Origin of the sequence: Amycolatopsis ponsaeliensis (genome assembly GCF_030182635.1) — a bacterium.
Taxonomy (GTDB): Bacteria; Actinomycetota; Actinomycetes; order Mycobacteriales; family Pseudonocardiaceae; genus Amycolatopsis; species Amycolatopsis ponsaeliensis.
Genome location: NZ_JAPZLD010000047.1, coordinates 14,374 through 39,754, shown reverse-complemented (window position 1 = coordinate 39,754; position 25,381 = coordinate 14,374). Strand labels below are relative to the sequence as shown.

Below are 25,381 nucleotides of genomic sequence, written 5' to 3'. Positions count from 1 at the left end.
AAGTGACGGCTCAGGCGTCGGCGTTCTTCTTGATCTTGTCCGCGAACTGCTGCGCCGTCGCCGCGCGCTTGACCTTGCCCGACGGCGTCTTCGGCAGGCTCCCCGCCGGCAGCACGACCACCGCGTACGGCCGCATGTCGACCGCGTCGCGCACTCGCGCCGAGACCTGCTTCATCAGGTTCTTCTCGGCGTCGGCGTCGCCCGCCAGCTTCGACTCGACGACCACCGCGAACCGCTCGCGGCGGCTGCCCGCGTCCAGCCGCACCGCCACCGCGTTGCCCGCTCGCACGCCCTCGACCGACGTCGCCGCGCGCTCGATGTCCGTCGGGTACAGGTTGCGGCCGCCCATGATGATGACGTCCTTGCGGCGGCCGCAGATGACGATCTGGCCGTCCACCAGGTACCCGAGGTCGCCGGTGTTGAGCCAGCCTTCGGCGTCCTGGGTGGCGACCGGGCCGTCCATGGTCAGGTAGCCCGGCGTCACGGCCTCGCCGCGCAGCCGGATCTCACCGACTTCCCGCTCGCCGACGCGCTCGCCGGTGTCGTTGACGATCTCGGCTTCCAGCCCGTCCAGCGGCGGGCCGAGCAGCGCGAACGAACGGACGCCGTCGGTGCCGCGCCGCGGGTCGCCCTCGGGGACCGGCACCGCGCGGTTGTCCGCCTCCAGCGCGTCGGCCTCGACGACGTCGAGCGTGAGCCCGGTGAACAGCGGCGCGAACGACACCGCGAGCGTCGCCTCGGCCATGCCGTAGGCCGGGAAAACGCATTCCGCCGGCATCTTGAACCGGGCACCGGCGTCCACGAAGGTCTGGACGGCGGTCTCGTCGATGGGCTCGGCGCCGTTCAGGGCGATCCGCAGCTTCGAGAGGTCGTAGGCGTCGTCCTCGTCGACGCGCGCCATCCGCCGCCCGACGATCGCGTACGCGAAGTTCGGCGCCGCCGTCGTCGTGCCGCCGTACTTGGTGATCAGCTCCGGCCAGATCAACGGCCCCGACAGGAACTCGACCGGCGTGATCTTGACGAGCTCGACGCCGAAGGTCATCGGCACGGTCAGGAAGCCGACCATGCCCATGTCGTGGAACGTCGGCAGCCAGGACACCATCACGTCGGTGTCGAAGTCGAACTCCGCGCGGTCGACCATGGCCTTGACGTTGGAGTACAGGTTCCCGTAGGTGATCCGCACGGCCTTGGGGTCGGCGGTCGAGCCGCTCGTCAGCTGCAGGAGCGCGGTCTCGCCTTCGTCGGTGACGACGACGTCCGGGAGCGCCTCGGCGCCGGCGAGCTCGGTGATCAGCTTGAAGCCGATGCCCTTCTCCGCGAGCACGGGGGCCAGCTGGTCGAAGGGCTCGCCCAGCAGCACCAGGTCCGAGCCGATCATCCCGAGCACGCGCACGGTGTCCTCGGCCCATTCGGCGAGGTCGGTGCGCGGGGTGGGCTGGTGCAGCATGGTGACGCTGCCCCCGGCCAGCCAGACGGCCTGCACGGTCGGCGCGATCAGCACCGGAGCGGCGGCGAGCACCCCGACCGCCGTGCCCCGCTCGAACCCGCCCGCGACAAGCCCACCGGCGATCCGCCGGGCTTCCTCGTGCACGTCGGCCCAGGTCCGCCGGACCGGCTCCTTCGGCTCCCCGGTGACCATGCCACGCTGCTGACCTCGCCCCGCCGCGGTGGCGACGAGCGTGTCCACGAACCTGCTCATGCGCGTCAGATTACTGTCTGGGTGTCAACATCCGCCGACCAAGGCGGCAACAGGCCCTCGGAGCCAGGCGTCGACCTGCCGCTGCCCACGCAGCCGGACGACGAGGAGCCCGGAATACCGGTTCTCGTCGACGACCTTGCGAACCCGCGCGCGCTGGATCGGGTGGTAGCGCCACGCGATCTTGACGATGTGCCCCCGGTCGGTGAAGAACGTGTGCAGCGGGCCCTCGACGTTCCCCCCGGGGATCTTCGAACCGCGCCCGATGCGCCGCAGGAGCGTGCGCTTGACGACCCGCGCCATGGTCAGGGCCCGCGGGTGGTCGAGCCACACCAGCACGTCGAGGCGTCCGGTCATCCGCTCCCGGACTTCTTCGCCCTGCCACTCGATGGACCAGGCATCGCCGTCGAGGTGCTCGAGGACGTCGGCCTGCCACGTCTCCCGCACGGTCCAGCCGGGCCCGTGGAAGAAGGATTCGAACTCGACGTACGGCACACCCAGGCGCTCGCCCAAGGTTCGCGCCAGGGTCGACTTGCCCGACCCCGCCGGACCGGCCACCGCGATCCGCCGGATCCGCTGTGCGCCCAGGGGGTCGCGCGGCCCGAGCACCCTCATTCCAGCAGCTCGGACGTCTCCAGCCAGCGGCCCTCGACGTCCTCGATCTCGCCCTTGACGCCCTTCAGCTCCGCGTTGAGCTCCATCAGCTTCGCCGGGTCCGTCGCCGCCTCCAGCAATGCCGCGTGGAGCTTCTCCTCCTTCGCGTGCAGCTGGTCGAGCTTGCGCTCCAGCCGGCCCAGGTCCTTCTGCGCCGCGCGGAGATCCGCCGCCGACTTCTTCGCCTCGGCCTTCGCCGCCGTCGGGGTCGTCGCGGCCGCCGGTTCCTTGGCGAGGGCGCGGCGGTTCAGGTACTCCTCGATGCCGCCCGGCAGGTGGGTGATGCGGCCGTCGCCGAAGAGGGCGACGATCGTGTCGCAGACGCGTTCCACCAGGTACCGGTCGTGCGAGACGACGACCATCGTGCCCGGCCAGCCGTCGAGCAGGTCTTCCAGCTGCTGCAGCGTGTCGATGTCCAGGTCGTTCGTCGGCTCGTCGAGCAGCAGCACGTTCGGCTCGGCCATCAGCAGCCGGCACAGCTGCAGCCGGCGCCGCTCGCCGCCGGAGAGGTCGCCGACCGGGGTCCACTGGCGGGCCTGCGGGAAGCCCAGCTTCTCGCCCAGCTGCGACGCCGTCATCTCCTGCTTGCCGAACACCACGCGCCCGGCCACCTGCTCGATCGCCTGCAGCACGCGCAGGTCCGCGGGCAGGTCGTCGAGCTCCTGGCGCAGGTGCGCGAGCGCGACCGTCTTGCCCTCGATCCGGCGCCCGGTCGAGCCTTTGACGTCGCCGCCCAGCAGCTTCAGCAGGGACGTCTTGCCGGAGCCGTTGATCCCGACCAGGCCGATCCGGTCGCCCGGCCCGACCCGCCAGGTGACGTGGTCGAGCAGCGTTCGGTCGCCGACCGTGTACGTCGTGTCTTCCAGCTCCAGCACGGTCTTGCCCAGGCGCCGCTTCGCGAACGCCATCAGCTCGACGGAGTCGCGCGGCGGCGGCACGTCCGCGATCAGCGTCTCGGCCGCGTCGATGCGGTAACGCGGCTTCGACGACCGCGCCTGCGGGCCGCGGCGCAGCCACGCCAGCTCCTTGCGCGCCAGGTTCTGCCGCTTCTCCTCGGCCGTCGCCGCCAGCCGCGCCCGCTCGGCGCGCGCGAAGATCCAGTCCGCGTAACCGCCTTCGTAACTCTCGACGCGACCATTGGCGACCTCCCAGGTCACACTCGCGACGGTGTCCAGGAACCACCGGTCGTGCGTGACGACCACGACCGCGATGCGCCGGGTCAGCAGGTGGTCGGCGAGCCACTGGACACCTTCGACGTCCAGGTGGTTCGTCGGCTCGTCGAGCACGACGAGGTCGAGCTCGCCGGTCAGCGCGGCGGCCAACGAAACGCGGCGCCGCTCGCCACCGGAGAGGTTCGCGGTGGGCGTGTCGAGCCCGATCGCGGTGATGCCCAGGCCGTCCACAATGGACCGGACGCGCGCGTCGGCGGCCCATTCGTGCTCAGCGCCGTAGCGTTCGAGCACGACCTCGCCGACACTGCTGCCGTCCGGGAGTTCGGTCCGCTGGGTGACCACGGCCATCCGCAGGCCGCCGACGTGGCTCACCCGACCGGAATCCGGCTCGGCGAGTCCGGAAAGGACTTCCAGGAGGGTGGTCTTGCCACCACCGTTGAGGCCGACGACGCCGATGCGCTGCCCGGCCGCGACGCCCAGCGAGACGCCGTCCAGCAGCGGCTTCACCCCGTAGGACTTGCTCACCGCTTCCAGGTTGACCAGGTTGGCCATGCGCTCAGCCGATCCTTTCCGAGAGAAGAAGAAGTATCCGACCATCCACAGTGGAGGGTCAGGCGTGCACCCGCGGCGGGGCCGGGCGCGGCGCGTCGTCCCCGCCGACCACGCGGGCGCCGGGGACCGGGCCGTGCGCCACCCGCACGGTGCGGCACACCCCCGCACCCGACAGCTCCGCGGCGACCTCGACCGCCGACTGCGCGTCCTCGCAGAGGAACGCGCACGTCGGGCCGGACCCGGAGACCGTGCCGGCGAGCGCGCCCGCGTTGACGCCGGCCCGCAGCGTCCGGCGCAGCCCGGGCCGCAGCGAAACCGCCGCCGCCTGGAGGTCGTTGCCCAGCAGCAGCGCCAGCTGACGTGGGTCGCCCGAAGCCAGCGCCTCGACGACCGGGGTGTGCGAACCGATCCGCGGCGGGTTGCCGTCGGCGCGCAGGCGGTCCAGCTCCTTGAACACCTTCGGCGTCGACAGCCCTTCGGAGTCGAAAGCCAGCACCCAGTGGAAGGTGTGCCGCGACAGCACCGGGACGAGCTGCTCGCCCCGCCCGGTGCCCAGCGCGGTGCCGCCGTAGAGCGCGAACGGCACATCACTGCCGAGCCCGGCGGCGATCTCGGCCAGCTCGTCACGCGTTACGTCGAGGTTCCAGAGGCTCGCCAGCCCGACCAGCGTCGCGGCCGCGTCGGCACTGCCGCCGGCCATGCCGCCCGCGGCCGGGATGCCCTTGCGCAGCACGACCCGGACGTTCGGCTCTTCGGTCCGGCCGACGTGCGCGGAAAGCGCTTCGACCGCGCGCCAGGCCAGGTTGGTGTGGTCGGCGGGCACCGTGCCCTCGCCCTCGCCGTAGATCTCCAGCCCCGGCTCCTCGGTGACCGCGACGGTCACCTCATCGGTCAGCGACAGGGCCTGGAACACGGTCACGAGGTCGTGGTAACCGTCTTCGCGCAGGTCGTCGACCGCCAGGTGCAAGTTGACCTTGGCCGGGACCCGGACGGTGACTGGAGGCGGAACTACGGCGAGCACCCGACCAGCCTACGTGCCCGTGAAAACGCCCCGATGCGAACCGCGCATCGGGGCGTTTTCACCGTTCGAGATCAGGCTGCCGCGACACCCTGCGGGCCACGCGCGGTGTGCGTCACGTGGCCACCGCGCTCGGCGACCCAGGCCAGGGCCGCGTCGGCACGCTCGCCGCGGACACCGAGGCGGAAGCGGCCGACCGGGGTGTCGCCGATCCGGGTCAGGCCGCCGCCGATCGTGGCGAACTCGACGTCGAAACGGCCCGCCGCCTCCGGCAGCAGCGCGCCGACCGAGGCGAAGCCGACCAGCACCACGTCGACCGAGCGGTCGTAGCGGGCCGACTGCGAGCGGGTCGTCTCGATCGCCGGCAGCAGCGCCTGCGCGGTGCGGCTGGCCGGGTTCGAGACCAGGTCGAGGACGGTGCCGCGCTCGACGACCGTGCCGTCTTCGAGCACCGCGACGTCGTCGCAGACCCGGCGGACCACGCCCGCGTCCGGGGTCGTGACCACGACGGTGGTGCCCAGCTCGGCGCGAGCGCGGTCGAGCACGGTGAGCACCGCGGCGGCCTCCTCCGGGTCGATGCCGGCGGTCGGGTCGTCGGCGAGCAGCACCGCGGGTGCCGCGGCCAGCGCCTTCGCGACCGCGACGCGGCGGAGCTGGCCTTCGGTCAGCTCGCCGGGACGCTGCGTCGCGCGCTGCGTCAAGCCGACGAGGTCGAGCAGCGAGCCGACTCGGCTGCGGCGCTGCGGGCCGTCGACGCCGAGCTGCTCGAGCGGGGAAGCGATGTTGCCGGCGATCGTGCGCTCGGCGATCAGCTCCGGCTTCGTCGAGACGACGCCGAGCTGGCGGCGGATCTCGCGCAGGCGGCGGCCGTCGAGGGTGCCGGTGTTGAGGCCGTCGAGGCGGACGACGCCGCGGTCGGGCCGCTCCTGCAGCGCGATGCAGCGGGCGAGGACGGACTTGCCGGACCCGGCCGGGCCGACGACGCCGAACAGCGAGCCGGCCTGGACCTCGACGCTCACGTCCCGCAGGGCGACGACCGAGTTTCCGTTGGTGGCAAAGGTTTTGGACAGGTTTTCGACGGTGATCACGAAGGCTCCAGAAAACGGGGCGCGCTCACTCGGAGGCGCCCGGCCGCAAGCAAAGTCCGTCCTTTGAGGACGGTGCATGAAGAAGAGGTGGACCGGCTGTGACTAGCTCAGCGGGAGCGTCGACATGCGGTCACGGAGCGGCGGCCTTCGTCGACTACGCGACGCCTGGTCAGGAGCAGGGGGCGAGCTACCCTCTTCATCTGAAACGGCCTCCATCGGTCCTGGCGGTAGCACCTGCCCTGTGGAGGGTGGTTGCTGCGACTTCGGCGAGCCAGGTCTCTCAGTCGCTCGGGATGGACGCTTCCGAGTAAAGCCGATCCCGAGGAGCGAAAGCAAGCCTGTTGGCCCAGATCACACGAGTGGAGGTGTCCGAATCGCGAGATCGCACGGCAAGAGGCGTATTTTCACCGGACGGCGTTGACTTCCACTGTGGACGTGCTACTGAGCGGCGGCGAGCCGGGCGAAGTCGTGCACGCCCAGCTGCTCACCGCGGGTTTTCGGGTCGATCCCGGCGGCCGTGAGCAGCTCCCCGGCCCGCTCGGCCGAGCCCGCCCAGCCGGCCAGCGCGGCCCGGAGCGTCTTCCTGCGCTGTGAGAAGGCGGCGTCCACGAGCCCGAAGAGCCGATCGCGGTCGTCCGACGCCGGAGCGTCACCGCGTTCGAAGGCGACGAGCGCGGAGTCGACGTTCGGCACCGGCCAGAACACCGAGCGCGGCACCGCGGCGACCTTGCGCGCCGGGCCGTACCAGGCGAGCTTGACGCTCGGGACGCCGTAGATCCGGCTGCCGGGGCCGGCCGCCATCCGGTCGGCGACCTCGGTCTGGACCATGACGAGGCCGTTCTTGAGGGAAGGCAGCTCGGCGAGCAGGTGCAGCACGACCGGGACGGCGACGTTGTAGGGCAGGTTGGCGACGAGCGCGGTCGGCTCGGGCAGGTCGTCGTTCGTGACCCGCAGCGCGTCGGCCGCGACGACCTGGAGGTTGCCGGCGACCTCGGGCGCCCGGTCGGCGACGGTCTTGGGCAGCCGTTCGGCGAGCTTGGGATCGATCTCGACGGCGACGACGCGCGCACCGGTGGCGAGCAGCCCGAGGGTCAGCGACCCGAGCCCGGGCCCGACCTCGAGGACGACGTCGCCCGGGCCGACGTCCGCCAGCTCGACGATCCGGCGGACGGTGTTGGGATCGTGCACGAAGTTCTGCCCGAGCTTCTTGGTCGGCCGCACGTCGAGCTCGGCCGCCAGCCCGCGGATTTCGGCAGGTCCCAGCAGTTCAACCACCGGACGAGCTTACCGATGGGCCATCTCGCGCACCCGGACGGTCGGCTCACGCATCCAGAGGGTCGGCTCGCGTACCCGGACGGTCGGCTCACGGTGATCCGGGACGGAACTCGCGTGATCGGAGACGTGACTCGCGTGATCGAGCGCGGAACTCGCGTGATTGGAGGGGCATCTCGCGTGATTGGGCGGGCATCACTCGTGATCGGAGGGGCATCAGCTCGATGCCTCGGCAATCACGCGTGATGCCCCTCGGGACACGCGTGATGCCCGTCGGCGCACGCGAAACGGCCCCCGTCCGGAAAGGACGGGGGCCGTTTCGGAAAAGATCAAGCCTTCTTGCCGCAGACCGGCCAGGCGCTGTAACCGCCGCGGGCGTCGCGGACCTTCTCCGCGATCGCGATCTGCTGCTCGCGCGAAGCCTGGTTCGGGAGGCTCGCGTACTGGTCGCCGCCGTAGGCGTCCCACGTGCGCTTGTCGAACTGGAGGCCGCCGTAGTAGCCGTTGCCCGTGTTGATGGCCCAGTTGCCGCCCGACTCGCACTGGGCGATGCGGTCCCACGAGGAGCCGTCGCCGATGGCCGGCGTCGGGGCCTGCTTGGTGCCGACGTGGATGATCTTCGGCTTCGGCTGGGTGATGACCTGCTCGGAGATGCTCTCGCGGGAGACCTCTTTGCCGTTCTTCTGCGTGACCTTGTAGGTCACCATCTTCTCGCCGGGAGTGCCCGGGTCCTCGACCGAGGTCTTGCCCTTGGCGAGGTCCGGGTCGTCGACCTTCTGCTCGGGCGGGGCGATGTCTTCCTTCTGGACGACCGTCGAGACGCCGGTGCGGCTGATGTGCACCTCGGCGCCGTCGGTCAGCTTGACGTCCAGGCCGCCCTCGGCCTGGTCCTCCGGGCCCAGGGTGAGCTTGTACTCGCCCAGGAACTCCTTGGTCGTGACCGCGGTGGTCTTGACCTGCTTGGGCTCGTTCGCGCCGTCGTAGAGCGTGATGTTCTTGAGGGTCTTGATCTGGACGGTGGCGCCCTCCAGGGGCAGCTCGCCGTCCTTCGGCATCGACATCCACGTGCCGGGCTTGTCCATGCCCGCCATGCCGAGCTGGCCGAGCGCGTCGCCGAGGTGGGTCGCGCGGACCCAGGAGGTGTGCTCCGCGCCGTCGACGATCAGCTTCAGCTGACGGCCGCGCTCGAGCTTGATGACACCGCCGTCGCCGACCTCCGCCTGCGGGGACGGGGAGAGCGAGTCGTGCGCGCCGACGGACAGGCCCGCGTCCTCCAGCACCTCGCCGACGGTGTCGCCGAACGAGTGCACGGTGGTCTGCTGGCCGTCGACGTCGACGGTGATGCTCTTGTTCATCGCCAGCGCGGCCGCGCCGCCACCGGCGACGCTGATCATGACGCTGAGGACGGCACCCTTGAGGAAGCGGCGCTTCCAGACCTTGCTGGTCTGGCGGATGCTCTCGTCCATCGCGGCCCGCTTGGCCTGCGGGGACGCGGTCCGGTCCGCCTCGATCTCGTCAGGGATGACGATCGGCGGCAGGTACGTCGTCTCGGCGTTGATGAGGCGGATCAGCTCGTCGACGTCGACGTCGATCTCGGCCATCATCGCGTCGGCGTCGGGGCCGAGCGCGGCGAGGATGTCCTGCTGCGTGATGTTCGGGTCGTCGGAGAAGTCGAGCTGGCCGTAGGCGGTTTCCTCGTAACGACGATCGAGGACGGCCGCGGAGCGCGCTCCAGCCTGTCTGCTACCTGTCACCGGTGTCGTTCCCTTTCCCAAGACGCCGTTCGGGGCGGCGTCTTTACGTCTGGGCCCGCAGCCGGCGCCATCGTCACGGTCCCGGCCGTACCTACCCGGTTCCGCTTCCCCGACGTGCACTGACGTGACTGTGGGCGTAACAGTCGGCAACTGCAGTCTGCAGTACCGACCGGCACGATCACGGGACAGTAACGGGTCCCGCCGGGTTGCGCAAACACCCCCCGGAGTGTCGTGATCCCCGTCACTCCATCAGGTGGACGATCAAGGAACCCTGATGTCGCAATGCGTTCACCCCGTTGTGACACTGGGGAGTCGGTAGACCCGCTCGGCAGTGGTCCGGACCGATTCGGCGACTTCGTGGACAGCTTCGCCCCTGAGCGCCGCGAGGTGACGGACGGTGTAGGCCGCGCCGAACGGCTCGTTCGGCCGTCCACGGAACGGGTGGGGGGTCAGAAACGGTGCGTCGGTTTCGACGAGGTACTGATCCGGCGGGCAGAGCCGGGCCGCCTCGTGGAGCCCCTTCGCGTTCTTGAACGTGACCGTTCCCGCGAAGGAAAGGACGTATCCCGCGTCGACGCACTTGCGGGCCATTTCCGCGTCTCCGGAAAAACAATGGAAGATTACGGCATTCGGCGCATTCTCTTCGGCCAGGATGCGCAACACGTCGTCGTGGGCCTCGCGGTCGTGGATCATCAGCGGCTTGTCCAGCCGCTTGGCGAGGTCGATGTGCCAGCGGAACGCCTCCTGCTGGGCGTCGTGCGGCGAGTAGTCCCAGTAGTAGTCGAGGCCGGTCTCGCCGACGGCGACGACGCGCTCGTGGCCGGCCAGCCGCTCCACTTCGGACTTCTCGGCCTCGCCGAACTCCTTGGTGCGCGTCGGGTGGATCGCGACCGCGGCGAAGACCCGGGGGTCCCAGGTCGACGCCTCGGCCGCCCAGCGGGCCGAGGCGAGGTCGTCGGCGACCGTGACGACGCGCGCGACGCCTGCGCGCTCGGCGCGGTCGACCATGGCCGAGACATCGGCCGCGGTGACCGCGCCGCACGCGTCGAGATGGGTGTGCGCGTCCACCACCGACACCGGGAGCCGGTCCGGGACCGGCGGCAGCTCGCGCTTCTCGTCACCCATGCATACCTCTTACTCCTTGACGATCGGCGCCCACTCCGGGCCGGTCTCGCCGAGCGCCGGGTCGAGCTTGGTGAACAGCGGCGACGGCTTCTGCAGGGGCTTGCCGACCTCGATCGGCTTCGACTCCCACTTCGCCTGCTCGCCCGCGTAGTCGCCGGTGAGGATCGGGTTGACCCGGCCGGCGATGTCGAGGTCGTCGACCTCCTTGAGCTCCGGCTGGGCGGCCCAGACGCCGGTGCCGCCGAGGGCCTCGTGGACCTTCTGGGCCGAGTGCGGCAGGAACGGCGTCAGCAGCGTGTTGGCGTCGGAGACGACCTGCAGCGCGGTGTGCAGCACGGTGTCGCGCCGCGTGGGGTCGTCCTTGAGCTTCCACGGCTCCTGGTCGGAGATGTACTTGTTCGCCGCGGTGACGACCTTCATCGCCTCGCTCGCCGCCAGCTTGAACCGGGACCGGGCCAGGTGCGCGCCCGCGGTGTCGAAGGCCTTGCGGGACAGCGCCTTCAGGTCCTCGTCGGCCGCCGTCGGGGCTTCCGGGCGCGGGATGGCGCCGACGTTCTTGTGCGCCATCGAGATGGACCGGTTGACCAGGTTGCCCCACTCGTTGGCCAGCTCGAAGTTGGTCCGGCGGACGAACTCGTCCCAGGTGAAGTCGGTGTCCTGGGTCTCCGGGCCGGCGACCGAGATGAAGTACCGCAGCGTGTCCGGGCCGAAGTCGCGCAGGAAGTCCTCGACGTAGATGACGCGACCGCGCGAGGTCGAGAACTTGGAGCCGCTCATGGTGAGGAACTCGCTGGAGACGATCTCGTCGGGCAGGTGCAGCTTGCCGTACTTGCCGGGCTCGCCACCCTTGTCGCCCTCGCCGTTGTGCCCGAACAGCAGGGCGGGCCAGATCTGGGCGTGGAAGGTGATGTTGTCCTTGCCCATGAAGTAGTAGGACCGCGCGTCGGCGTTGTTCCACCACTCCTGCCACGCGTCCGGGTTGCCGGAGCGCCGCGCCCACTCGACGCTGGCCGAGAAGTACCCGATCACCGCGTCGAACCAGACGTAGAACCGCTTCAGCGGCTGGTCGCGCCAGCCGTCGAGGGGGATCTTGACGCCCCAGTCGAGGTCGCGGGTGATCGGCCGGGGCCGCATGTCGTCGATCAGGTTCTTGGTGAAGTTGAGGACGTTCGGGCGCCAGTCGGTCTTGGTGCCCAGCCAGTCGCCGAGGGTCTTGGTGAACGCCGGCAGGTCGAGGAAGTAGTGCTCGGTCTCGACGAACTTCGGCGTCTCGCCGTTGATCCGCGACTTCGGGTTGATCAGCTCCGCGGCGTCGAGCTGGTTGCCGCAGTTGTCGCACTGGTCGCCGCGCGCGCCGTCGTACCCGCAGATCGGGCAGGTGCCCTCGACGTAGCGGTCGGGCAGCGTGCGGCCGGTGGACGGGCTGATCGCGCCGCGCGTGGTCTTCGGCACGACGTAGCCGTTGCGGTGCAGCGCCAGGAAGATCTGCTGCGTCACCTCGGCGTGGTTGCCGGTCGTGGTCCGGGTGAACAGGTCGTAGGAGAGGCCGAGGCCCTGCAGGTCATTGCCGATCTGGCGGGTGTACTTGTCCGCCGTGAGCTGCGGGGTCGAGTCTTCCTTGTCCGCCTGGACCGTGATCGGGGTGCCGTGTTCGTCGGTGCCGGAGACCATGAGCACCCGGTTGCCGGCCATTCGCTGGTAGCGGGAGAAGACGTCGGACGGGACGCCGAATCCGGACACGTGGCCGATGTGGCGGGGGCCGTTGGCGTAGGGCCAGGCCACCGCGGTCAACACAGGGGTGCTCATACCTTATTAGCCTACGGAGGGCGTCATGCGCTTTGTCGAGAGGGAGGCCCGGTTGTCGGCGACACGGTTGCTCGTGCTCGGAGTGGTGCGCATGTACGGCCGCGCGCACGGCTACCAGGTGCGGCGGGAGCTGCTGACCTGGTCCGCGGACAAGTGGGCCAACGTCCAGCCCGGCTCGATCTACCACGCGCTGAAGAAGATGACCGCCGAAGACCTGCTGGAACAGGTCGACGTCGAGCCGGGCGAGGGCGGTCCGGACCGCACCGCCTACCGGCTCACCGGCGAGGGCGAGCAGGAGTACCAGGTGCTGCTGTCGAAGGCGCTGTCCGACCCGGAGCTCAACCACCCCGACCTGTCGGCCGCCATCTCGCTGATGACGACGATGCCCCGTGCCCGCGTGATCAACCTCCTGCGGCACCGGCTGGTGCACCTGCAGGCCGAACAGCAGCAGGCGACGCTGATGCTGGAAGAGCTGAAGGTGAACATGGGGCAGGGCACCCCGGAGCACGTCGGTGAGCTGTACCGGCTGTGGAGCTCGATCTCGGCGGCGAGCTTCGGCTGGCTCGAGGGCCTGATCGCCCGGCTCGAAGCGGGCGAGTACGTGATGGCCGGCGAAAGCGGCGACGCGTTCGGCGAACCGCCCGCCCGGTAATCAAGTTTGACTAGCGCACCCGGCTGGGGCACAGTGTGCACCTCAGCTAGTCAAACTTGATCAATAAGGGGTTCTCATGATCACGGCACGCGGTCTCGAGCGGCGGTTCCGCCGCAAGGGCCGCTCCGGTGGCGAAGTACACGCGGTCAAGGGCGTCGACCTCGACGTCGAAGCGGGCGAGCTCGTCGGGTTCCTCGGGCCGAACGGCGCCGGGAAGACGACCACGCTGCGCATGCTGACCACGCTGCTGAAGCCGACCGCGGGCACCGCGACCGTCGGCGGCCGCGACCTGCTGGCCGACCCGCTGGGGGTCCGCGAGCGGATCGGCTACGTCGCGCAGGGCGGCGGCAGCTCGCCGGAGACCACGGTCGCCGACGAGCTCGAGCTGCAGGGGCGGCTCTACCGGATGAGCAAGGCCGCCGCGATCGCGCGCGGCGCCGAGCTGACCGAGCAGCTCGACCTGACCGGGCTGGACCGGCGGCTGACCAGGACGTTGTCGGGCGGCCAGCGGCGGCGGCTCGACATCGCGCTCGGGCTGATCCACTCGCCGGGGCTGGTGTTCCTCGACGAGCCGTCGACCGGCCTCGACCCGCAGAGCCGCGCCAACCTGTGGGAGCACATCCGCCGGCTGCGCGCCGAGCAGGGCGTCACGGTCTTCCTCACCACCCACTACCTCGACGAAGCCGACTCGCTGTCCGACCGGCTGATCGTCATCGACGACGGCCGGATCGTCGCCGAGGGCACGCCGGACGCGCTGAAGGCGCGGGTCAGCGGCGACCGCGTCGAGGTGGGCGTCGATCCGGAGCAGGGCGCGGACGCCGCCGAAATCGCGGGACGGCTGGCGGGCGCGCATGAGCTGTCCGTGTCCGACGGGCTCGTCCGGTTCCGCGTGCCGCGCGGCGACGTCGCACTACCGGAGCTGCTGCGCGCGCTCGACGCGAAGGACATCCCGATGCGGTCGGTGCAGGTCCACCGGCCGACGCTCGACGACGTCTTCCTGACGCTGACCGGGCGCTCGCTGCGCGAAGCCGAGGAGGGCACCCGTGCTGCGTGACACCTGGCTGATCTTCCGCCGCGACATGAAGGCGGCGCTGCGCAACCCGACGTGGATCATGATCGGGATCATGCAGCCGCTGCTGTACCTGTTCCTGTTCGGTCCCCTGATGGTCAAGGCGATGCAGGCCCAGGGCCTGTCCGAAGTGGACGGCTGGATGCTGCTCACCCCGGCGCTCATCGCCCAGCTGGCGCTGTTCGGCAGCTCGTTCGTCGGGTTCGGGCTGCTGGCCGACTACCGCTCCGGCGTGGTCGAGCGGTTCCGGGTGACGCCGGTCAGCCGCGGGGCGCTGCTGCTGGGCAAGGTGCTGGCCAGCGCGCTGCAGGCCGTCGTGCAGGCCGTGTTGATCATCGTGCTGGCGTACCTGGCGTTCGACCTCGACGCACCGATCGGCGGCGTGCTGCTGAGCCTGGTGATCGTGTTCCTGCTGGCGGTGTCGCTGGCGTCGTGCTCCTACGCGCTGGCGCTGACGTTGAAGAGCGAGGAGACGTTCCCCGCCCTGCTCAACGCCGTGCTCGTCCCGCTGCTGCTGCTTTCCGGGATCCTGCTGCCGATCACGGCAGGCGTCGCGCCGAAGTGGCTGTACACGGTTTCCCAGATCAACCCGTTCCGGCACGTGGTGGACGTCGAGCGGAACTCGTTCCGCGGCGACTTCACGATGGACGCCTTGTTCACCGGCAGCGTCGTGGTGCTGGTGATGGCGGTGTTGTCGGTGTGGTGGGGCACGCGGACCTTCCAGAAAGAAAACGCCTGATCAACCGCGTGTGTGTCACTGCAGGTCCACCCCTGGCGACGTATGGTGTGCTCTCATCTACGCGCCGGGGGCGGACTGTGACGGAGCCGGAAGCCGAACTCGGCATCTCGCTGTCCCACCGCGAGCACGTCGCCGACTGGCAGGCCGTGCGCGGCGCGCAGACCCGGTTCGTCTCGGTGACGGTCAGCGAGAACGTCAACTGGAGCAGTTCCGCGTCGGAACGGAACCTCGCCGGCGCCCAGGAAGCCGGGCTGCACGTCGGCGGCCGCCACTACGCGCGGCCCGGCGCGGTGCACGACCAGGCCGACCACTTCGTGCGGACGGCCAGCCGGCTCGGCGCCTTCGCGCCCGGGTCGCTGGCGCCCGCGCTGGAGGTGGCGGCCCCGAGCGTCGACGACCGGTTCATCAAGGCGTGGATCAAGTACGTCCGGCAGGCGGCGCGGGTCGAGCGCGTGCTGGTCTACGCCGACTACGACTGCTGGCAGCACCGGCTGCACCCGGACCGCTGGGCCGACTCCGAAGTGGTGCTGTGGCTGATCCGGCACAACGGCATCCCGGGCCGGGCCGGCTGGTTCCACTCGCGGCTCGGCCTGCACCAGCACGCGTGCACGCCGGACGTGCCGGGCGTCGAGGGGCCGGTGGAGCAGAACGCCGTCGTGTACCCGTTCACATTGGGTGACCTTCTGCTCTGACGTGTGGTGATATGGCGCCATGCGCGTGACGAGCAGGGCACTTCGGACGAATGTGACGCCGTCGCGCGCTTTCTCGGTACTCGCTCACCACAACGCCGCCCGCGGGCTGCCGCCGCCCGCGATGCTGTCGGGCGAGTGGTTCGGTTCCCAGGCGGTGATCGCGCCTTCGGTGACCGTCTCCCCTCGTGACCTCCCCGTTCCGAGTGAGGTCGACGCACCGCCGGGCGTGCTCGGCGGCGGCTGGTTCGGCTATCTCTCCTACGACTCGGCGGACCCGTCCGGGCGTTCCGGCGCCCTGCCGGCGGCAGCGTGGGGCTGGGCGGACCACGTGCTGCGGTGGTCGTCCTCGGGCACCTGCTTCCTGGAATCCCTCGACGGCGGCGGCCCTTCGGTGTCCACAATGGAGTCGCTGCTTTCTTCTCCTCCGCCCGATCTCTCCTGGGCGGCCGGGCCGCTGCGGCGTCCGCTGCCTTCGGAACACCGGGACGCGGTGAAGGCGTGCGTGCACGCGATCGAAGCCGGGGAACTGTTCCAGGCGAACATCTGCAGCCGGTTCATGGGCGCGTTTTCCGGCTCGCCCGAGGCGCTGTTCGCGGCCGGCGTGGCTTCGCTGGATCCGCGCCGGGCGGCGTTCGTCGCGGGCCCGTGGGGGTCGGTGGTGTCGTTCTCGCCGGAGCTGTTCCTCGCGCGGCACGGCCGGGCGGTGCGGTCGACGCCGATCAAGGGGACGCTCCCCCGGCGTGGCCCCGCCGACGACGGGAACGCCGTGCTGCTGCGCCGGTCCGCCAAGGACGTCGCGGAGAACGTGATGATCACGGACCTGGTGCGCAACGACCTGGGCCGCGTGTGCGAGGTGGGGTCGGTGACCGTGCCGTCGCTGCTGCGGGTCCGCCCGGCGCCGGGGGTCTGGCACCTGGATTCGACGGTGACGGGAGTGCTGCGCCCCACCGTGTCCGACGCCGAGCTGCTGGACGCGACGTTCCCGCCCGGCTCGGTGACGGGCGCGCCGAAGATCCGCGCGCTGGACCTGATCGCGGAGCTGGAGCCCTGCGGACGCGGGGTCTACACGGGCGCGATCGGGCTGGTGTCGCCGGCGGCGGGGCTGGAGCTGAACGTCGCGATCCGGACGTTCGAGATCCGCGCCGGCGCCATTTCCCTCGGTGTCGGCGGCGGGATCACGGCGGACTCGGACCCGGAGGCGGAGTGGCAGGAGTGCCTGCACAAGGCGGCACCCCTGGAACGCCTACTTGCCGGGGTCGAGCAGTAGCTTGCCGACGGTCTTGCGGGAGCGCAGGGCCTCGTGCGCGCCGCGCGCGTCCGACAGGGCGAACTCGCCGCCCGGGATCGCCTTGAGCTTGCCCGCGAGGACCAGGTCGAACAGTTCGGTGAGGGCCGTCCCGAAGACGTTGCCCGGCAGGCGGAAGACGTGCGGCAGCCACATACCGCTGATCGTCGTGCTGTGGCCGAGGACGTTGCGCAGGTCGACCGGCTTCGGGCTTTCGCGCCCGGCCATGCCGTAGAACGCGAGCCTGCCGAACGGCGCGAGCGCGGCGATGCTCTGGTCGGTGGTCGTGCCCCCGACCATGTCGAGCACGACGTCGACGCGGCGGCCGCCGTTCGCCTCGAGCAGGGTGGCGGTCATGTCCTCGGCCCGCGAGTCGACGGCGACGTCGGCCCCGAGTTCGAGGGCGAGGGCGCGCTTCTCCTCGCTGCTGGCGGTGGCGATGACGCGGCCGGCGCCCCAGGCCTTGGCGAGCTGCACGGCGATGGTCCCGACCCCACCGGCGGCGGCGTGCACGACGACCGACTCGCCCTTTTCGAGGTGGGCGTTCTTCTTGAGCAGGACCCAGGCGGTGGCGCCCTGGACCAGCATGGACAGCGCGGTGAGGTCGTCGATGCCCTCGGGCACGGGGAAGGTGGTCGCCTCGGGCGCGACAGCCTTCTCGGCGTACCCGCCACCACCGTTGAGCAGGGCGACGACCCGCTTTTGGCCAGCCTTGCCGACCACCTCACCACCGGGAACGAGCGGCAGCTTGGACGGCGCGAGGTAGGAGTTCTCGGCCTGGTGGGTGTCGGCGTAGTTGACCCCGATGCGGTCGACGTCGATGAGCACCTCGCCGGGGCCGGCCACGGGATCGGGCAGCTCGACGGGGGTGAGCACCTCGGGTCCGCCGAACTCGGTCACCTGCACTGCGCGCATCTGCGTTTCCCTTCCCGCGGTCGTTATGAGACATTCTGGCATATGTCTCACTCGGACGCGTTCAACCTCGCCCGCGACTGGTTCTTGGCTGGTCGCCGGGTGGACATGGGCGAGCTGGCCGAGGCGCTGTCGATCAGCCGGGCGACGCTGCACCGGCGGGTGGGGTCGCGGGATTTGCTGCTCGGGGAGATCCTGTGGTCGCTGTCGTCGGCGTCGATCGCCCGGCTGTGGCCGTCGTGCGTCGGCCGCGGAGCGGCGGGGGTGGCGGACTTCGTGAGCGGGTATGTCCGATTCGCGAACGAGTCGCCGCCGTTCCGGGACTTCCTGCGACGGGAGCCGGAGCGGGCTTTGCGGCTGCTGACGACGCGGGCGAGCGTGTGCCAGCAGCGGACGACTTCCCGGCTCGCGGAGTTGCTTTCGGGGGAGGTCTCAGCGGGGAGGCTGAACCCGCCGTTGCCGGTGCCGGACTTGGCTTATCTGCTGGTGCGGATCGGGGAGTCGTTCGTGTACACGGACGTGATCACCGGGGATGCGCCGGATGCGGAGAAGGCGCATGCCGCGGTGACGGCGTTGCTGACGTGACCGCTCACCGGCCGCCCATTAGTCCAATTGCGCCATTTCCGAACGAATAAAATCCGTGAACGAATCCCACTCCGCGACCGGGGTGTCTTCATCTTCTTCGTACATCAGAACCTTGGGATCGGAGTTACCGACATCGGTAACCACGTAGACCTGATAACCCTGGTGCATGCCAAGGACAAGCGACCCCGAAACCGAAGAGACGAGATCACGTACGACCGGAAAGTCGTCCAAGGAGTCTTTCAGCGGTAAGATCGCGGGATAAAATATATCCGTTCCGACGAGCATTCCTCCCGCACGTCGGCCCATCAGCGCAAGAAACCGTCGGTACTCCAGAGGCAGCTCTTCGACACCTTGACGGACTCGGACCTCTTCTACCTCATCCGGCGAAATTCCCACCACTTCACCATGACCATAACGTTCCCGCAAAACTGATGCGATTTCTTCGATTTCGCCCATCATCAACCCCACGAGGTACTCACCTTGATACCAGGGAACATATCTCTGAACTGCGCAATGACACCGCGACAACTCGCACAGATCTCCCGTTCCGAATACAGCTTGATCGTACCAGTGGCATTGCGCGGCAAGCTGGCCGCATAGGTTTCGAAGATCTTGGTCTCGGAGTCGAAAGGGCGAGTTCCCGGGTTGAACTGCCGCGCCGGCGGCATCGAGGTTGACCCGGGATGGGTGTGTTTTCCACTGACTCCCACCAACTGCCCCGAGGAGCCGTTGATTTCATGGTCTGCGACCGCAATATTCTTCGTGTGCGAGACGCCCTGCCCGTTGTTGGCGTTCGCACGAAACTCCTCGGCTGCCTCTTTGCCGCCGCAGTTGTGGACCAAGACCGCAACCGCACCAGCGCCCACGTAGTAGGCATGGACCTCATCCACCGTGAGGTCGTAGACCGGCGCCTGCTGCTCGAAGTGCCGGACCGCCGTGACGAGCACCGACCGACCATCAGCCGAGTGTAGGTGCTCGCCCGCGACCAGCGATCCGGTCGCGACCCAGTCCCCGGCCTCCTCCACCCAGACGGGGTGCCAGTCCGTCGCGACCACCGTGCCACCCGAGTCCAGGGTGACCTCGGTGCGCTCGTTCTCGTCGGTGTGGACGAGCGTGCCCACCACCTTGTGATCCTCGACCGCGCCCGTTGCCGGGTCCGTCGTGCGCACCACGTCGCCGTCGTGGACCTGGTCGATCGGCTTCGTCGTGCCGTCCGCCAGTAGCACCAGCGTGCCCGCCACGAAGCTGTGCAGCGCACACGAAGCTCCGCTCTCCGCCCCCTTGGCTTCCTCCGCCCCGTGGGCCACCTCCGAAGCAGCCCGCTCCGCATCCGCCGCCGCGTTCGCGGCCTTGTCCGCGTCCGCCAGGACCTTCTCCGTGTCGACGATGACCTTCTCGGCCTTCTCCACCTCCTTGCCGAAGGTGATGAGCGCCTTCGCGCCCTTCCAGAAGTCCGCGATGATCTCGCCGGCCTTGAGGATCTTGCCCCACGGGATGAAGTTGATGACCGTCCGGACACACGCGCCGAACGCGCCCTGCGTCACGCAGTCCTTGATGTCGTCCCAGCCGATCAAGCCCTTGACCAGCTCGCCCGCCGCCTCGACGAAGACGTCCCACTTGGACTTCTTCACCACCGCCTGCGCGTCCTTGTACGCGGCTTGGCTGATGCCGGAATTGCGGATCGCCTCGTCACGCGCGTACTTGCCGTTGCGCTTGTCGATCTCCTGCTGCGTGTGGTGCCCCTGCACGTTGCAGCTCGGGTTCCACGAGCAGCCCTCGGCCTGCGGTGTTCCCGCGTTGCACAGCAGCCCGTCCGAACCCATGCTGTGGCACGCCGACAACCCCGACGGGTCCGACTCCGTCACCGGCGAGTTGTTCGCGTACGCGTACGCGTTCAACGTCTGCGGCAGATCCGGCGTCAGCACCGGGTCCACCTTCGTGAACCGGCCCGTCGTCGGGTCGTAGTCACGCGCGCCGAGGTGCGTCAGCCCTGTCGTGTCCTGGTAGCCACCCACGAAACCGTGCTTGTCCGGCCACGTCGACGTCTGCGCACGCACGTTGCCGAACGGGTCCGTGTAGCGCTGGTTCGGCTGCAGTGTCCCCTGCGTGATCGACAAGCCGTTCGTGCCGTGCAGGTCACCCAGCATCCACTTCAGACCCGCCGACCCCGCGCGCTCGGCCACCTGCGCGCCGCCGTGGGAGTAGTAGCGGATCGCCGTCGCCGCCTGCGTGCCCGCCACCTGGACGACCTCCAGGTCGCCGATCGACAGCGTCGCACCGGTCGGGTCGTGGGCGATCAGGCGGTTGCCGTCCGCGTCGTAGACGTACGAACTCGAACCCGACGGGTCCGTCTCGGTCGCCGTGTGGCCTTCGGCGTCGTAGGTGTACGTCTGCGTGTTGCCACCGACGTTGCGGGTCTTGACCGAACCCGCCTCGTCGTAGGTGTACCCCGTGGTCGACGTCCCGTTCGGGCCCGCCGCGCTCGTGCCCTGCAGGGCGTGCGGACGGACCGCCGTGGCGCCCGATACCGGGTAGTCGTACGTCGTCGTGACGTCGCCGGCCGCCTTGTGCTCGACCTGCGTCTTGCGGTTGCCCGTCTTGTCGTACGCGTAGGTCTTCCAGTAGGGGGCCGCCCCGTTCAGAGCCGACGCCGACTTCGCGGTCGAACAGTCACCCGACGACGGCGTCCACGCGTCCGTCATCCGCTGCAGGTAGTCGTAGTCGAAGCACTGGATGTCGGCCGCCGCGCCCGACGGGGTGTCCGCGATCTTCCGGACGTTGCCCGCCGGGTCGTAGCTGTAGGTCCGCTTCGTCAGCTCGGCCCCGACCTGCGTCTCGCGGCTGACCGTCGTGGTCTGCGCCCGCCGGGTCACCTCGTCGTAGGTCTGGGTCAAGCCGACGTTCGACGTCGACGTCGCGCCGTCCAGCTGCAGCGTCGACATCTCGTTGAGCGACGTGTACCCGGTGGCGGACACGAGGTCCGTGCGCGCACCCGTGGTCGAGTCGAGCGCGTAGGTAGTCGACGCCAGGCCGAGGTCGGTGTAACCGTGGAGCACGTGCTCCTGGTGCAGGTTCCCCGCCGCGGGGCTCACGGTCTCCCCGATCGCACCCGTCGCCGTGTACTTCGTCGAGAACTCGTAGGTGCCCTTGAGCGCGCCCTCCTTGTCCGGGATGTCGACGGCGGTCTTGGTCGGCCTGCTGAACGCGTCGTAGGCGACGACGCGGTTCGTGTAGCCGGCCGTGCCGTCCCAGCGGGTCGACGACGCCGGCAGGCCCAGTCCGTGCAGGACCGTGTCGTAGGTCCACGTCGCCAGCTTCGGACCGGTCTCCGAGTCCTTGTTCTCCTGGATCTTCCGGCCGAGCGTGTCGTAGGTATAGACCAGCGTCTGCCCACGGGCGTCTGTCGTGGTCTTGACCTGGCCGGCCTGGTCGTAGGTGGTCGTCGACCGGCCCGCGTCCGGGTCGTTCTGCTCGATCTTGCGGCCACGGAGGTCGTACTTGGTCGACCAGACGTTGCCCGACGAGTCCTGCACGGACGTCATCGCTCCGGCGGCGTTGTACGCGTACGTCGTGACGTCGGCCGGGTTCGTCGCGCCCGGGGTGTAGCCGTTGGTGTACTGCAGCCGCTGGGCGGTCTGCCCCTGGGCGTCGGTGACCACTGTGGACGGTGAGCCGCCGGCGGGCGGGATCGTGGTGGTGCGCTCGCCGTCGTAGCGGGTCGTCGTCCGCCACTGCTCGGCGCCCTTCGACATCAGGATCGACGCCGTGGGCCGCGCCCGGCGGTCGTACTCCGTGACGGTCTGCGCCTGCACGACGTTGTCGGCCGCCCCGACCAGCGTGCTGCCCGGGCCCGACGCGTCGTTGTAGAACGGCGCGTTCGTCTTGAACTGGAGGCCGCGCGAGTCGTACAGCGTGTCGGTGATGATCCGGCCGCCGCCCTGCGCCGGGACCTGGGTCTGCCGGGTCCGGCCGAGGTGGTCGTAGATCGTGTAGGAGTCCGTGTAGGCGTTGGTGTCCTGCAGCGTCCTCGTGCGCACGTAGACCGGGCCGGTCTTGCTCTGGCCGTACTCGAAGGTCGCGCTCGCCGCCTGGCTCCGGGTCCGGCCCGGGTTCCAGACCGCGGTCTTCCGGCCCAGCGCGTCGTAGTCGATGTCGGTCGTGACGCTGTTGACGTCGGCCGCGGTCGTCGGGTTGCCGCGGGACGGCTCGACCGTCGTCGTCGACGTCCAGCCGGCCGGGTTGGTCGTCTTGATCTGGGTGACCGGGCCGCCCGTGGCCGGCACGAACTCGGTCTTGGTCAGGTTGCCGAACACGTCCCGCGCCTCGGTTTCGCGGCCGAGGTCGTCGTAGGTGTTCTTGGCCGTGGCGACGTAGTGCTTGCCTGCCGTGTCCCACGTGTCGAGGGTGTCCTGCTCGGTGATGTCGCCCTTGGTAGGCGGCACCCCGACGGCCTGGTGGTCGTAGGCCACCTGGACGTCGGTGATGCTGTTCGCCGCGGTCTGCGTCCCGGCGCAGTTCCCGCCGAACATGGCGACCGTGCTCGACCGGTCGAACATGCCGCCGGCGCCCGCGAGGTAGGCCGTGTTGGTGCAGGTGTCGTCCGCCGGCGTCGAGGTGTCGCCCAGGTCTTCCACCTGGGTGGTCATCCCGTTGTCGTCGAACTTCTTGTTCACCTGCGTCCGGCGGTAGGTCGTCCCGTCCGACAGCAGCATGCGACCGCGGACCGACTGCGTGTCGGTCATGTACGCCTTGAGGCGCCCGTCCGAACTGGTGGCGGTCGGGCCGCGCAACCACGGGTCGTTGATCGACGCCGAGTCGACGGTCTTGCCGTCGGCCAGGTACGTCCGGGACTCGCGCACGAAGCCCTGCAGCGGGTCCTTGTCGGTGATGGTCCCCTTGTCGGAGTCGGTGACCACCTCGCCGTCCATCCCGCGCAGGTACAGGGATTCGGTGACGGTCTGCACCGTGCCCGGCGCGCCGATGGACGTCGTCACCACGTTGTAGCCGCGCCACTGGTTCCAGGTGCGGCGGTCGTCCTGCGTGAACTGGCTGTCGTCGTAGTGCCAGGCCGCGCTGTCGGCCGGGTAGGAGTAGTGGGTCTCGACCGGGACCGAGTCACCCGGCCCGTCGTCCTCCGTGACGTCGGTGACGACGTACTTGTGGAACCAGTCCAGCACCGGGTCCTTCGACTCGGGCGGGCTCCAGTAGGACGCGTAGCAGCGGTACTTGTCCGTCTGCGGCGACGCGGGCATCTTCGTGCCCGGCACGCAGTCTTCCGCCGAGTAGTTGACGGAGATCCGCCCGCCGGTCTCGGTCCGGATCTCCTTGAGCCGGCTGCGGGTGATCGCCGCGTACTTGTCGCCGAGCGTGTTGACGCGGTTGGGGAAGATGTAGCGGTCGAACTCCGTCGGCGGCAGGGTGATCGGCGTGGGCCCCGCCTTGCCGGTGTGGGTGACCGAGTTCAGCCACGGCGCGGGCGGGGCGTTGTCCCCCGATCCCGGGTAGGACTGGACGAGGTCCCACTGGTCGATGTCGTGCGGGGTCGTGCCGGCGAAGTACTGCGTGCGGACCGCGGTCAGGCGCTTGCGGGTGAAGAAGGCGGGAGCGCCGTAGTCGCAGGTCGCGCCCTCGGCGCAGATCTGGTCGAACGGGACGTCCGGCCAGTGGGCCGCGTTCGCGGCCGTGAGCTTCGCCGGGGCGCAGTCGAAGGACTGGTCCGGGATGCACCGCTCGGCCGTGTCGAACACGACCTGGTTCGTCGGGCCGCTGCCGTAGACGCTGCCGTTCGCGAGACGCAGGCCGTACTCGACGCGCAGCGGGTAGCCGCCCGCCACGTACGACGTGCCGGCCGAGGTGACGTTCAGGTTCAGCCCGTAGGAGTTCTTCTCCGGCTGGTAGTAGTACGAACTGACGTTGCCGTGCGGGTCGACGGAGTAGTCGAGGTTCCAGCGCCACCCCTGCTGGCACCACGAGTGCGCGAAGTCGCCCGCCTGGTAGCAGTCCTCGCCGGCGTTGTTGCCGAACACCGGGACCGTCCACGCCGACTGCGTCTCCGGCTTGCCGCCGGTCCAGCCGGGAAGGTGGTTGAGGCCGAAGTAGTACTGGGTGCCGTCGCCGGTGGTGACGCGCCAGTGCTGGCCGTGGGAGACGCCGTTCGCCGCCCCGGTCAGGAGCTCGACCTTGGACCCGTCGTCGGTCTTGGGCCGCCACAACGTGTCGTTGATCTTGATCAGCTGGGTCGAGCGGCCGCCGAGGACGAGTGACGCGTTGTCCGGACCCCAGCACTGGTCGCCGGTCTTCGTCTGGCCGTTGTTGCCACCCAGGTCTTCGCTGCAACCCTTGTAGTGGCGCTCGATGAACCCGCCGGGGGTGAAGTCCCAGCCGTCGCCGATCCACGACGCCTGGTTGTTCGTCGCCGACGTCAGGCCGTCGATGCTGCCCGAGGAGTAGGACAGCGCGAGGTTCGGCGCGGCGCCGTTCGGGGCCTTCGGCGTCTCGAACGGGTAGCTGTAGGAGAAGTCGCCACCCGAACCGCCGCCGGACCAGTCGCCGGCGGCCGACAGCGGCATCGCCGTGGTCGAGCCCGCGGAACCGGCGGCCGCCGCCGCGGCGGCCAGTACCTGCGTCCGGCCACCGGTCACGACGTCGGCGGTGACCTGCTTCGCCTTGGCGTCGTTGGCCGAGCCCGCGATCGGCGTGCGCTCGCGGCACTCCGGCTTGTCCGGTGTGGACAGTGCGCAGGCCGGCAGCGTGAACAGCCGGAGCCGGTCGCTCCAGCCGCCACCGAAGGCGTTCGCGAAGCCGCTGTAGTCCAGTCCGACGTGGACCGGGCCGTCCGCGGCGCCGGTGACCGCGAGGACGACGCCGTCGAGGCCCAGCGCTTCGGCGGCCTGGTGGTCGGCGACCTTGACGTGCACCTTGGCCGGCTTGGCGGCGGCCGCGGCGCGCCCGAGCCGCACCGGGGTGTCGGCGGCGCGCAGCTGCTGCGTGGCCGCCGGGGCCAGGTCGACGTCGGCGTCCTTCGCGGCGGGCCAGACCGGCGGCGTGACGGGCGGCGTGCCGATCTTGATGTCCGGCAGCTTCCCGGTGGCCACCGGGCTCACCGGGACGCTCTTCTCCTTTTGCCCCGGCGGGACCGTCCAGTCGCCTCCGGGGCGGGCGGGTGCGGCGACCGCCGTCGCGCCGGAGCCGAGCATGACGACCGCGAGCATCGCCGCGACGACTCTGGACGACCGGCCCAGCCGGGCCCATCTGGCACTACTACGCATGGAAGATCTGCCCGTTCTGGGAAAAGTTCGGGGGAGCCGGGG

General features: G+C 69.9%; 18 protein-coding genes and 1 riboswitch. Of the genes, 6 read left to right on the top strand and 12 right to left on the bottom strand.

The window, feature by feature from the left end; genetic code table 11:
• Nucleotides 1-10: 10 nt before the first annotated feature.
• The 9 genes from QQ657_RS45090 to metG all read right to left on the bottom strand — a co-directional run bounded on the left by QQ657_RS45090 (nt 11) and on the right by metG (nt 12,137).
• On the bottom strand, nt 11-1,699 hold the full coding sequence (locus tag QQ657_RS45090; protein ID WP_284748541.1) for a fatty acyl-AMP ligase: 1,689 nt from the start codon (nt 1,697-1,699) through the stop codon (nt 11-13).
• Between the two features lie 24 nt (nt 1,700-1,723).
• The gene (locus QQ657_RS45085) at nt 1,724-2,311 is read right to left on the bottom strand and encodes a (d)CMP kinase (protein ID WP_284748540.1); all 588 of its coding nucleotides are present in this window, start codon (nt 2,309-2,311) and stop codon (nt 1,724-1,726) included.
• Nucleotides 2,308-4,074, bottom strand: coding sequence for an ABC-F family ATP-binding cassette domain-containing protein (locus QQ657_RS45080; protein ID WP_284748539.1), 1,767 nt, complete (start codon nt 4,072-4,074; stop codon nt 2,308-2,310). The genes QQ657_RS45085 and QQ657_RS45080 overlap by 4 nt, the downstream gene beginning before the upstream one ends.
• Before the next feature lie 58 nt (nt 4,075-4,132).
• Nucleotides 4,133-5,095 (bottom strand): 4-(cytidine 5'-diphospho)-2-C-methyl-D-erythritol kinase, encoded by a 963-nt coding sequence (locus QQ657_RS45075; RefSeq protein WP_284748538.1) that lies wholly within the window; start codon nt 5,093-5,095, stop codon nt 4,133-4,135.
• A 71-nt stretch (nt 5,096-5,166) separates the two neighbouring features.
• Complete coding sequence (locus QQ657_RS45070; protein WP_284748537.1) at nt 5,167-6,180, bottom strand: methionine ABC transporter ATP-binding protein; 1,014 nt, start codon at nt 6,178-6,180, stop codon at nt 5,167-5,169.
• Nucleotides 6,181-6,389: 209 nt separating this feature from the next.
• Nucleotides 6,390-6,480: riboswitch (SAM riboswitch) on the bottom strand.
• Nucleotides 6,481-6,618: 138 nt separating this feature from the next.
• Nucleotides 6,619-7,455 carry a 16S rRNA (adenine(1518)-N(6)/adenine(1519)-N(6))-dimethyltransferase RsmA gene (rsmA, locus tag QQ657_RS45065; protein WP_284748536.1) on the bottom strand — a complete coding sequence of 279 codons (837 nt, stop codon included), beginning with the start codon at nt 7,453-7,455 and terminating at the stop codon, nt 6,619-6,621.
• Between the two features lie 326 nt (nt 7,456-7,781).
• Entirely contained in the window at nt 7,782-9,206 is a 1,425-nt protein-coding gene (locus QQ657_RS45060) for a resuscitation-promoting factor (protein WP_284748535.1), read from the bottom strand.
• A gap of 288 nt (nt 9,207-9,494) precedes the next feature.
• Complete coding sequence (locus QQ657_RS45055) at nt 9,495-10,331, bottom strand: TatD family hydrolase (RefSeq protein ID WP_284748534.1); 837 nt, start codon at nt 10,329-10,331, stop codon at nt 9,495-9,497.
• Nucleotides 10,332-10,340: 9 nt separating this feature from the next.
• On the bottom strand, nt 10,341-12,137 hold the full coding sequence (gene metG / locus QQ657_RS45050) for a methionine--tRNA ligase (RefSeq protein ID WP_284748533.1): 1,797 nt from the start codon (nt 12,135-12,137) through the stop codon (nt 10,341-10,343).
• 52 nt (nt 12,138-12,189) lie between these two features.
• On the opposite strand from metG, the gene QQ657_RS45045 reads away from it, so the two are divergent.
• The 5 genes from QQ657_RS45045 (at nt 12,190) to QQ657_RS45025 (ending at nt 16,556) form a co-directional block, all read left to right on the top strand.
• Nucleotides 12,190-12,789, top strand: a complete 600-nt coding sequence (locus QQ657_RS45045) for a PadR family transcriptional regulator (RefSeq protein ID WP_284748589.1) — start codon at nt 12,190-12,192, stop codon at nt 12,787-12,789.
• A gap of 76 nt (nt 12,790-12,865) precedes the next feature.
• Complete coding sequence (locus QQ657_RS45040) at nt 12,866-13,843, top strand: ATP-binding cassette domain-containing protein (RefSeq protein ID WP_284748532.1); 978 nt, start codon at nt 12,866-12,868, stop codon at nt 13,841-13,843.
• The gene (locus QQ657_RS45035) at nt 13,833-14,597 is read left to right on the top strand and encodes an ABC transporter permease (RefSeq protein WP_284748531.1); all 765 of its coding nucleotides are present in this window, start codon (nt 13,833-13,835) and stop codon (nt 14,595-14,597) included. The genes QQ657_RS45040 and QQ657_RS45035 overlap by 11 nt, the downstream gene beginning before the upstream one ends.
• A gap of 77 nt (nt 14,598-14,674) precedes the next feature.
• Nucleotides 14,675-15,289, top strand: a complete 615-nt coding sequence (locus tag QQ657_RS45030) for a glycoside hydrolase family 25 protein (RefSeq protein WP_284748530.1) — start codon at nt 14,675-14,677, stop codon at nt 15,287-15,289.
• Nucleotides 15,290-15,308: 19 nt separating this feature from the next.
• Complete coding sequence (locus QQ657_RS45025) at nt 15,309-16,556, top strand: aminodeoxychorismate synthase component I (protein ID WP_284748529.1); 1,248 nt, start codon at nt 15,309-15,311, stop codon at nt 16,554-16,556.
• Here QQ657_RS45025 and QQ657_RS45020 read toward each other — a convergent pair.
• Complete coding sequence (locus QQ657_RS45020) at nt 16,533-17,489, bottom strand: quinone oxidoreductase family protein (protein ID WP_284748528.1); 957 nt, start codon at nt 17,487-17,489, stop codon at nt 16,533-16,535. The genes QQ657_RS45025 and QQ657_RS45020 overlap by 24 nt on opposite strands.
• 42 nt (nt 17,490-17,531) lie before the next feature.
• Here QQ657_RS45020 and QQ657_RS45015 point away from each other — a divergent pair, with 42 nt between their 5' ends.
• Nucleotides 17,532-18,071: a QsdR family transcriptional regulator gene (locus tag QQ657_RS45015; RefSeq protein WP_284748527.1), complete on the top strand. Its 540-nt coding sequence runs from the start codon at nt 17,532-17,534 to the stop codon at nt 18,069-18,071.
• 18 nt (nt 18,072-18,089) lie between these two features.
• Here QQ657_RS45015 and QQ657_RS45010 read toward each other — a convergent pair whose 3' ends face one another.
• Both QQ657_RS45010 and QQ657_RS45005 read right to left on the bottom strand, forming a co-directional pair.
• Complete coding sequence (locus QQ657_RS45010; protein WP_350310757.1) at nt 18,090-18,530, bottom strand: SMI1/KNR4 family protein; 441 nt, start codon at nt 18,528-18,530, stop codon at nt 18,090-18,092.
• The gene (locus QQ657_RS45005) at nt 18,530-25,339 is read right to left on the bottom strand and encodes an RHS repeat-associated core domain-containing protein (RefSeq protein WP_284748525.1); all 6,810 of its coding nucleotides are present in this window, start codon (nt 25,337-25,339) and stop codon (nt 18,530-18,532) included. Before QQ657_RS45005 ends, QQ657_RS45010 begins: the two co-directional genes overlap by 1 nt.
• Nucleotides 25,340-25,381: the final 42 nt, after the last annotated feature.